Below are 9,226 nucleotides of genomic sequence, written 5' to 3'. Positions count from 1 at the left end.
GGCCTCCACGAGCGGCCCGCAACGCCCCCTGTCCATTCCCCTCCTCACCACTCCCTGTCCGTCGTCGGTGGCTCCTGTTTGAATGAGCCACCGACAGGGATGTGGGGGTGAGGGCATGGTGTCCACCGACCGGATGCTGGCGTTCGCGGCGATGTCGCTGCTGGTGATCGTGATTCCGGGACCCAGCGTCCTGTTCGTCATCGGCCGCGCCCTGGCGCACGGGCGCCGCACCGCCGTGGCGACCGCGCTGGGCAACGTCGTCGGCTCCTATCTGCTGGTGGTCGCCGTCGCGGTCGGGATCGGCTCCCTCGTGGAGCGGTCCGTGACCGTCTACCTCACGGTGAAGCTGGCCGGTGCCGCCTACCTGGTCTGGCTCGGGGTCCAGGCGTTCCGGCACCGCAAGGAGCTGAAGGCGTCGGCGATCGGCACCGGGGCACGAGAGCCGGCGCGCGGCGATCTGCGCACCCTGCTGGACGGTGTGCTCGTCGGCGTCACCAACCCCAAGGGGGTGGTGTTCTTCGCCGCGGTGCTCCCCCAGTTCGTGGACCACTCGGCGGGTCGGGTCCCGTTGCAGATGCTGGTGCTCGGTCTGGTCCCCATCACGATCGGCCTGGTCACGGACACCCTGTGGGGCCTCACGGCCTCCGCCGCCCGCACCTGGTTCGCCCGCTCCGACCGCCGGCTGTCCCTGATAGGCGGCGCGGGCGGCTGCACGATGATCGGCCTCGGCGTCACGGTCGCGGTGACGGGCCGCGCGGACTGAGCCCTGGGCCGCCGCCAGGTGTCCGGCAGCGCCCTCGGCCGGGTCGGCCGACCGTGCGAACTCCCGTCCCCCGGTGGGCTGTCCCGGCTTCTGTGCCCGGGCACGCACACAGCGTGAGACCTGTTACGATCATCTTACTTTCGGCAGACTGACGCGGCGTCATGCCGCGCGCGGGGGGACAGTCGCCTCCAGGACCCCATCGCGAAGGAGTCGCTGTGGACCCGTGCACCCGGCCCGACGGGCGGGCGAGCCGACGGCCCCGGAAGGAACCAGGCTGTCCCGCCGTCGTCGCCCCGCAGGCCGGCGTCCTCCACCACCGATGAACCCGCCTCGCTGAACAGCAGGCAACATCCGTCCACAGAAGGCGTGTTGGCCTTGCGGAGGAACGGTGGCGCGCTCTCGGGCGCCGTCACGCCGGTGATAGCATCCCCGCATCTGCGACCTTGATCCACTTACTTCAAGCGTTGACTTGGGGTCCGCACGCTCAGCAGCCACAGAGCTCGGGTAGGCGGCATGGTTTGTCGTGGGTGCGTACTCGCGGGGGAGTTATCCGTCTACGTCCGCATTTCATGCGCCGGGAAAGGTTTCCATGTCTCGAGACGCGCTTGCGTGGTGCCTGGTTGCGATGACGGCCATAGCCGTCGCAGCGATCGTGGCACTCGTCGTCCGCAACAGAGCCCTGGGGAGGAGAAAGCAGCAGGCCGAGCAGGCGCTGAAGGCGGAGCTCGCTCAGTCGCAGGGCCACCTCACCTCGGTGCAGGCCGAATTGGCCCGGTACAAGCACCAGTTCGACACCACCATCCGGCAGGCGGAGGAGGCGGCCGAGGACAGCACCAAGGCGGTCCTCAAGGGTTCCGCCCGCTTCCTGCAGAGCCTGGCCGCCGAGCAGATGACCGTCCTGGAGGGCATCCAGGGCAAGTACGGCAACCACCCGGTCCTCGCCGAACTCCTCGAAGTCACGCACGCCAACGCGCAGATGCAGCGCAAGGCCCAGGGCATCGCCGTGCTGTGCGGCGCGCCGGCCGGCCGCCGCAACCGGCCGGGCAGCGTGTACGACGTGGTGCGCAACGCGCAGTCGCAGATCCGCAACTTCCGCCGGGTCGAGATCATGCAGCAGACCGGTTTCGCGCTGAAGGCGTCGGCCGTCTCGCCCGTCGCGCTCGCCGTGGCGGAGCTGCTCGACAACGCTGCCAGCTTCTCCCAGCAGGACGCACCGATCGAGGTGACGTTCCAGCGGATCCAGAAGAACCTGTGCATCGTCATCGACGACGCCGGTGTCGGCATGAACGACGAGGAGCGCCAGCGGGCCACCGCCCTGCTGTCCGGCGACTTCGTCCCCCGGCTCTCGCAGCTGGGCAACCAGCCGAAGTTCGGCTTCCCGCTGATCGGCCTGCTCGCCCGCCAGTACGGCTTCCGGGTCGACGTCACGGGCATCTCCCGGTACGGCGGCGTCCGTGCCGTGGTGCTGCTGCCCGAGGAGCTGTGGACGGAGGAGCAGCCGGCCCCCGTGGAGGAGGCTCCGGCCCCGGTGAGCATCGTGCGCGACGACCAGTCCGCGCCGAGCCGGCCGCGCACCGTGCACGGCCTGCCCAAGCGCGTGTCCCGGGCGACCGCCCCGGACGACCCGCGCCAGCCGTCCCGGGCGGCCCAGGACACCGGACGCCTCTCCGGACGCAGCCGGGGTGCCCTGGGCGCCCTGCAACGAGGCACCATCTCGGGCCGCACGTTCGATTCCGCAGCCACTGAAGGGCCCCAAGACGCATGACCACCGACCTGTCGTGGATGCTCGAAGACATCGTGACCAACGTGCCCAAGGCACGGCACGCCGTCTTGCTCTCCGCTGACGGCATCTCGCGGGGGGCCACCCAGGGTCTCGTCGACGACGACCTGAGGACCATCTCGGCCGCCATGGCCGGCATGCAGGCGCTGAGCCGTGCCGCGGCCCGTTTCATCGAACCGGTGCAGGACCCGCAGTGGCACCAGACGATCATCGAGTTCTCGCACGGGTGGATCTTCCTCATCGGGGCGGGTCAGGGGGCCTATCTGGCCGCCGCGGCGGAACTCGACGTCGACATCCAGCAGATCTCCTTCCGGATGCACCGGCTCGTGGCGCGTCTGGGCAACAACCTGACGACCCCGCCCCGGGTCGACGCCGAGGAACCGTCCCTGCACGGGGCGGGCTCCTCCAACGGGGCGGAGGAGGGCGGCCGTTCCGGCACGGTGCTCGCCGACCTCGACGAGGTGATCTCCGGAGTGCACGGTGCCCGGCACGCCGTGCTGCTGGGCGCGGAGGGCCTGCCCCTGGGGGCGACCAGCGGGATCGACCGGGACCTGGTCGACACCATCTCCGCCGCCATGATGGGCATCCACGCCTACAGCCGGGTCACGTCCCAGTTCGCCGGGGCGCAGGCGGGCGCGGAGTGGCGGCAGACCGTCATCGAGTTCCAGCACGGCTGGATCTTCCTGATCGCCGGTGACCACGGCCGCCTGCTGGCCGCGGCGGCCGAACACGACACCGACATCGAGGAGTTCACCACGCGCCTGGGCGAGGTGGTGCCCCGGCTGACCGAGGAGCGCGTACCGCGACAGGAGGCGCCGAGCGATGTCTGACGCACACGACTCCGACCCGGAAGTGGAACTGACGTCCGCGTTAGTCCCGTTCTTCGTGATCACCAACGGCCGTGCCCTGCCGCCGGACCAGCAGTACGAGCGCACCGCCCTGGTGACCGCGCACAAGGACACCGCCGCCACGGCCCGCACCCTCGCCCCGGAGGAGCAGGCGATCATGGATCTGGTCGCCAACCGCATGCTGGCCGTGGCCGAGATCGCCGGCCGTACGCACCTGCCGCTCGGCATCGTGCGCATCCTCCTGGCACAGCTGGAGGAGAGCGGTCTGGTCCTCGTCCGCAAGCCCGCCCCCCGGGCCGACAGCAAAGACCGAGAACTGCTCAGTGCCGTCCTCGAAGGCCTGAAGAACATCGGAGCGTAACCCGTGTACCTGGACGCAGACGACGTGCGCTCGGTGAAAGTCCTCGTCGTAGGGCCCTTCGGAGTCGGCAAGACCACCTACATCGGCAACATCTCCGAGATCGAGCCCCTGCAGACCGAGGAGGAGATCACCGAGGCGAGTGTGGGCTACGACGACCTGTCGCGCACACCCGACAAGACGACCACCACGGTCGCCATGGACTTCGGCCGGCTCACGCTCAGCGACGAACTGGTCCTCTACGTCTTCGGAACGCCCGGTCAGGAGCGTTTCAAGGAGATGTGGGAGGAGCTGTCCCGCGGAGCGCTCGGCGCCCTCCTCATCGTCGACCCGCAGCGGCTCGACGAGTCCTTCCCGGTCCTGGACCTGGTCGAGCGCTTCGGTCTGACCTACGCCATCGGCGTGAACCACTTCGAGGGGGCCACCACCTACCCCCTCGACGAAGTCCGCGAGGCGCTGAACCTGCACCCCGACACCCCCGTCGTGGCCTGTGACGTGCGCGACCAGAAGTCGGCGCTGCAGGCCCTGATCGCCCTCGTGCAGCACCTCATGTCCCTGCTCGACTAGGAGCTCGCCATGCAAGAACCCCACTCCCCGCGGGGCATACCCGCCGGGTGCCCCGCGCACGGCAACGCGCAGCTGTACGGCCCCGAGTTCGCCGCCGACCCCGAGGCCACGTACGGCCATCTGCGCTCCCTCGGCCCGAGCGCGCCCGTCGACATCGCGCCGGGCGTCGAGGTCGAGCTGGTCACCAGCTACGACGCCGCGCTGTTCATCCTGCAGAACCCGGCGTCGTTCGTCCGTGACTCGCGCCGCTGGAACGCCCTGAACGAGGGGCGGGTGCCCGCGGACAGCCCGGCGCTGCCCATGATGGGCTACCGCCCGAACGCCCTGTTCAGCGACGGGGCGGCGCACGCGCGGCTGCGGCAGGCGGTCGTCGACAGCCTCGCCACCGTCAACGAGCTGCATCTGCGCCGCAAGGTGCAGCAGTCGGCGGACTACCTGGTCAGCCAGTTCGGCTCGGACGCGTTCGGGCACGCCGAGCTGATGGCCGCGTACGCCATGCCGCTGCCGCTGCTGGTCTTCAGCGAGCTGTTCGGCTGCCCGCCCGAGCTCGGTGACCGGGTCATCGCCGGCATCAGCGGCATCTTCCAGGGCACTCCGGGCGCCGACGAGGTGCTGGGGGGCGCGCTGGCCGAGCTGATCGCCCTCAAGCACCGCCGGCCCGGCGAGGACCTGACGACGAAGCTGATGCAGCACGCGGCGCGGCTCAGCGACGAGGAGGTCCTGCACCAGCTGGTCACCCTGCTGTCCGGCGGCACCGCCCCGCTGGCCGCCGCCATCGGCACCAGCACGGCCCTGTATCTGAGCGAGGACGCGCAGGCCGCGCTGCCCGTCGAGGACGCGGTCGCGCAGACGCTGTGGAACTTCGCGCCGATCGCCAACTACGCCGGTCACTACCCCACGCACGATGTGCAGCTGGGCGGCAGGATCCTCCGGGCGGGCGACCCTGTCCTGATCTCGTTCGCGGCGGCGAACACGGATCCGAAGCTGGCGCAGCACCGTGAACAGCTCAGTGCCAAGGCCCACTTGGCGTTCGGAGCCGGTCCGCACGCGTGCCCCGCCAAGGACCCGGCCTTCATGATCGCGGTGAGCGCCGTCGAGTGCCTGCTCAACGGGCTGCCCGACCTCGAGATGCGCGTCCCCTTCAAGGATCTCAACTGGGGGGAGGGGCCGTGGAGCCGTTCGCTGGCGTCGCTGCCCGTCCGGTTCACACCGCGCCCGGCCGGCCCGTCCCCGGCCGAATCCGCTCGCTCTGCGGCGCCGCAGCCGGCTGTTTCGGCGCCGCAGCACACGACGACCGCACGTTCTCAGCCAACCACTCAACAAGCCCACCCGCGTGGCCTGTTCTCCCGCTTCCGGGCCTGGCTCGGCGGCGAGTGACGAAGGTAACCCTCACCTGACCTCCACAAGTGGATGCTTCAATCACCGCATGGGTACGTATGGCGGCTGATCTCCCAGGAAGGAGCCGCCATCGTGGTGGTGGACGCTCGCCCGTCACACGACCGTCGTTCGGCTGTCAGCCTCTTCGCCCGTCTGCGGACGGCGGAGGGGCAGGCCGATCCTTTTCCCTACTACGCCCGGCTCAGAGCCATGGGCCCGGTCACACCCGCCCCTTGGGGCAATGTGATCGTCACGGGTTTCGACCTGTGCGACCAGATACTGCGCTCGCGTGACTGGCTCGAACCGGACAAGCGCTGGCGCGCGCAACAGGGCCCGGGCACCCGCTGGAACGCTCCCTCCTCCCAGGAGATGAGCAACACGCTGCCCGCGCTCAATCCGCCGGACCACACCCGAATACGCAGGGCGGCAGGAACGTTCGGCCGCAAGACGTTGGAGCGGATCGGACGCACGGTCGGGCGTACCACCGACCGCCTCCTGCTGTCCTTCACCGAGCAACTGCGCCACGGTACCGCCGACTTCGTCCCGCTCGTGAGCGAAGAGCTGCCGGTCGCCACGATCGGCGACTGGCTCGGCCTGCCCGCGGCCGACTGGCCCCGGCTGCGCGAACTCACCCACGAGCAGGTGTTCACCCAGGAACTCCTCCCGACGGCCAGCCAGTTGGCCCGGTCCGACGCGGCGACGGCCGAACTGCGCGCGTACTTCATGGAGCTGGTCCGCCGGCGTCGCGCAGAGCCCGGCGACGACCCGGTGTCCCTGTGGATCCACACCTTCGACACCCTGGAACCCGACCGGGACCAGGCCGACGAATCCGTGTACTTCCTCGCCCTCTTCGTGCTCCTCGCGGCGCTGGAGACCACGTCCACCCTGCTGTCCACCATGGCCCTGCGGTTGCTGGAGCAGCCGCTGCGCCGGGATCTGCTCGCCGCCGACCCCACCCTGGTGCCCGCCTTCGTCGAGGAGACACTGCGCCACGACCCGCCCACCCATGTGATCAGCCGTGTCGCGGCCGACGACACCGTTGTCGGGGGCGTCGAGGTCCCCAAGGACGCCATGGTCCACCTGATGGTGGGCGCCGCACACCGCGATCCGACCCGGCACGCCGACCCGGACCGCTTCGACCCCGAGCGGCCCCGCTCCGACCATCTCGCCTTCAGCAACGGCATCCACTACTGCCTCGGCGCGCCCCTCGCCCGGCTGGAAGCGCAGACCCTCCTCCATCACATGATCAGCCGTCTGCCCCGCCTCACGCTCGCCCGGCGCCCCACATGGGAGCCCCGGGTGGCCTTCAGGCGCCTGTCGAACCTGGACGTCGCCCTCGCATGACCGAGACCCCCTCCCCCCTCACCCACCGCGCGCTCAAGGCCGTGGCCGTCGACGAGGACGGCCCGGTCCTGCACGTACGCCTCAACCCCGAGCAGGGTGACGACACGCTCGGGGTCGCCGCCCTGGACGATCTCCTGGCCGTCCTCGACGGCCTGCACGAACGGCCCGACCTGCGCGTCCTCGTCCTGTCGTCCGACGGCGAGGACTTCTGCCTGGGCGCCGACCGCTCCGAGTACCAGCAGTCCCTCGCCGCCGACCCCACCGGCGGCGACCTGCGGCGCGTCGCCGACAAGGCGCAGCGGCTCTGCCAGGCGCTGGAGACGACCCACGTCGTCACCGTCGCCCGGCTGCACGGCAAGGTCGTCGGCGCGGGGCTCGCCCTCGCCTCCTACTGCGATCTGCGGGCCGCCGCCGACACCACCCGGTTCCGTATGCCCGAGGTGGGGCTGGGCCTGCCGCCCGCCTGGGGCGGGGCCATGGGCCGTCTCGTCGCCGAGGCCGGCGCGGCCCGGATCCGTGAACTGATGCTCACGTGCGACATGTTCGACGCGGCCACCGCGCAGCGGCTCGGCCTCGTCCACCGGACGGCCCCCGCCGACGGGCTCGACCAGGTCGTCGGCTCCTGGGTGAGACCGCTCCTGCGCAGACAGCCGGAGGCGCTCGTCCTCACCAAGCGGATGCTCGCCGGCTACGCCCGCGCCGACCGCACGGCCGATCTGTCCCTGCTCGACTCGCACCTGCTGACGGCGCGGCTGACCGCCCCGGCCGCGCGCCCCTAGGGTCATTCGTTTGGATCAGGCCGGATCAGGGAGCGGGGTCTGATCCAAACGAGGCGCCCTAGCCGCAGCCTTCACGCCCCCGGTCCGCCCGCCCGACCCGTCGGGGTGGGCGGACCGGGGGCGTCCGCGTGCCGGTCAGGGGATGACGGTGCCGAAGCGGACGTCGTAGGAGTCCCGCGGGTGCAGGACGCCGAGCACGCGCTCCGCCTCCTCGGTCACCTCGGCGCGCTCGGCCCGGCCCAGGCCGGAGAACGGTTCGATGACGAGGGCGTCGCCGATGAGGCGCCAGACGCCCGCGAGGAAGCCGTCGACCAGCAGCGGGCAGTAGAAGGTGTTCGCCTGCCAGGTACGGCCGCGGTGGGCCGGCGGGATGACCCGGCCGCGGTCGGCGTGGGAGAGCAGGAGGTTGTCGAACTCGGGCAGCAGGCGCGGCGGCGCCGGGGTGTCCGGGTCGGGGCGCGGGGCGTCGGGCAGGTCGAACAGCTCGACGCCGTTCTCGTCCCGGAAGGTGACCAGGTCGGGCCGCAGCCGCTCGAAGACGGCGCGCATCCGGGTGAGCCCGGCCCAGGTCTGCATGTCCTTCACGGACGCCGGACCGAAGGCGGCCAGATAGCGCAGGACCGTGTCGTCGGCGGAGGCGGCCGGCTCGGCCGGACGTCCCAGCCAGTGTTCGAGGGTCGTCAGGGTCACCTGGGCGCTGCGGCCCCACTGGCCGCGCGGGGTGATCTGGACCAGCGGGAGCCGGCAGCGGGCGGCCACGGCCAGCGACTGCGGGTCGGCTTCCGGCCACTCGGCGCTCAGGGCCTCGCGCAGCTGCTTCATCGTGCGGGGCGCCTCCTCGACGAGCTCGCGGGCGAGCACGGCGAGCCGGTCCAGGTCGACGTCCACGAGGCCCTTGCGGAAGTAGGTGATCTCCCGTTCCCGGGCGGGCTGCACGAGCGGACGCAGCGTCAGGCCGTCGTCGGCGGTGTGCAGATGGATCGTGGAGCGCATGGTGACCATGCGGACGAGCGACCGGTCGCCGAGCGGTGCGGACAGCGCCTCGGGCGTGAACCCGTCGAGGCGGGCGGCGAGCGCGTAGTACGGCGGCTTCACCTCCTGCGCCTGGAGGCCGACGAGATGCGTCACCGCCTCGGGGACGGTGAGGGGTGAGCGGCGCAGCAGCAACTGCCGTTCCAGCGTGGCGCGGTTGAGGGCGCGGGTGCTCAGGACGGGGTCCGTGCCGCTCATCGCCCTCGCCGCCTTCGTCGTGGTGGAGGTCCGCTTCATGCTCCGCAGGGTACGGAGGATCGAGGACGGATCCTGTCCTATTCGACGGGCTCGAGGCCGGGCCGACTGGCGGTGCCGGGCTACGTCATTCGGTGGCCTTTGACCGTCCCGGCGTTATTCATATCAGCCGATTTCCTATTC

The 9,226-nt window shown here is 71.0% G+C and carries 9 protein-coding genes; 8 read left to right on the top strand and 1 reads right to left on the bottom strand.

From position 1 onward, the window contains the following. Window positions 1–115 precede the first annotated feature (115 nt). The 8 genes from ACFV46_RS22410 to ACFV46_RS22375 all read left to right on the top strand — a co-directional run bounded on the left by ACFV46_RS22410 (window position 116) and on the right by ACFV46_RS22375 (window position 7,816). The gene (locus ACFV46_RS22410; RefSeq protein ID WP_376726912.1) at window positions 116–763 is read left to right on the top strand and encodes a LysE family translocator; all 648 of its coding nucleotides are present in this window, start codon (window positions 116–118) and stop codon (window positions 761–763) included. A 625-nt stretch (window positions 764–1,388) separates the two neighbouring features. Continuing rightward, window positions 1,389–2,528 carry an ATP-binding protein gene (locus ACFV46_RS22405; RefSeq protein ID WP_385499388.1) on the top strand — a complete coding sequence of 380 codons (1,140 nt, stop codon included), beginning with the start codon at window positions 1,389–1,391 and terminating at the stop codon, window positions 2,526–2,528. After that, window positions 2,525–3,373: a roadblock/LC7 domain-containing protein gene (locus tag ACFV46_RS22400; RefSeq protein WP_385499386.1), complete on the top strand. Its 849-nt coding sequence runs from the start codon at window positions 2,525–2,527 to the stop codon at window positions 3,371–3,373. Before ACFV46_RS22405 ends, ACFV46_RS22400 begins: the two co-directional genes overlap by 4 nt. Next, the gene (locus ACFV46_RS22395) at window positions 3,366–3,752 is read left to right on the top strand and encodes a DUF742 domain-containing protein (RefSeq protein WP_361352301.1); all 387 of its coding nucleotides are present in this window, start codon (window positions 3,366–3,368) and stop codon (window positions 3,750–3,752) included. The genes ACFV46_RS22400 and ACFV46_RS22395 overlap by 8 nt, the downstream gene beginning before the upstream one ends. 3 nt (window positions 3,753–3,755) lie before the next feature. Beyond that, window positions 3,756–4,316 (top strand): ATP/GTP-binding protein, encoded by a 561-nt coding sequence (locus ACFV46_RS22390; RefSeq protein ID WP_283285015.1) that lies wholly within the window; start codon window positions 3,756–3,758, stop codon window positions 4,314–4,316. 9 nt (window positions 4,317–4,325) lie between these two features. Further along, complete coding sequence (locus ACFV46_RS22385; RefSeq protein WP_385499385.1) at window positions 4,326–5,693, top strand: cytochrome P450; 1,368 nt, start codon at window positions 4,326–4,328, stop codon at window positions 5,691–5,693. 93 nt (window positions 5,694–5,786) lie between these two features. Then, entirely contained in the window at window positions 5,787–7,037 is a 1,251-nt protein-coding gene (locus ACFV46_RS22380) for a cytochrome P450 (protein ID WP_385499384.1), read from the top strand. After that, entirely contained in the window at window positions 7,034–7,816 is a 783-nt protein-coding gene (locus ACFV46_RS22375; protein WP_361932258.1) for an enoyl-CoA hydratase/isomerase family protein, read from the top strand. Before ACFV46_RS22380 ends, ACFV46_RS22375 begins: the two co-directional genes overlap by 4 nt. A gap of 135 nt (window positions 7,817–7,951) precedes the next feature. Here ACFV46_RS22375 and ACFV46_RS22370 read toward each other — a convergent pair whose 3' ends face one another. Then, window positions 7,952–9,046 carry a winged helix DNA-binding domain-containing protein gene (locus tag ACFV46_RS22370; RefSeq protein WP_385499396.1) on the bottom strand — a complete coding sequence of 365 codons (1,095 nt, stop codon included), beginning with the start codon at window positions 9,044–9,046 and terminating at the stop codon, window positions 7,952–7,954. Window positions 9,047–9,226 lie beyond the last annotated feature (180 nt).

Source organism: Streptomyces sp. NPDC059852, assembly GCF_042731455.1.
GTDB lineage: Bacteria > Actinomycetota > Actinomycetes > Streptomycetales > Streptomycetaceae > Streptomyces.
The sequence above is the reverse complement of the archived record's forward strand: the minus strand, read 5'-3'. Positions and strand labels throughout refer to the sequence as shown.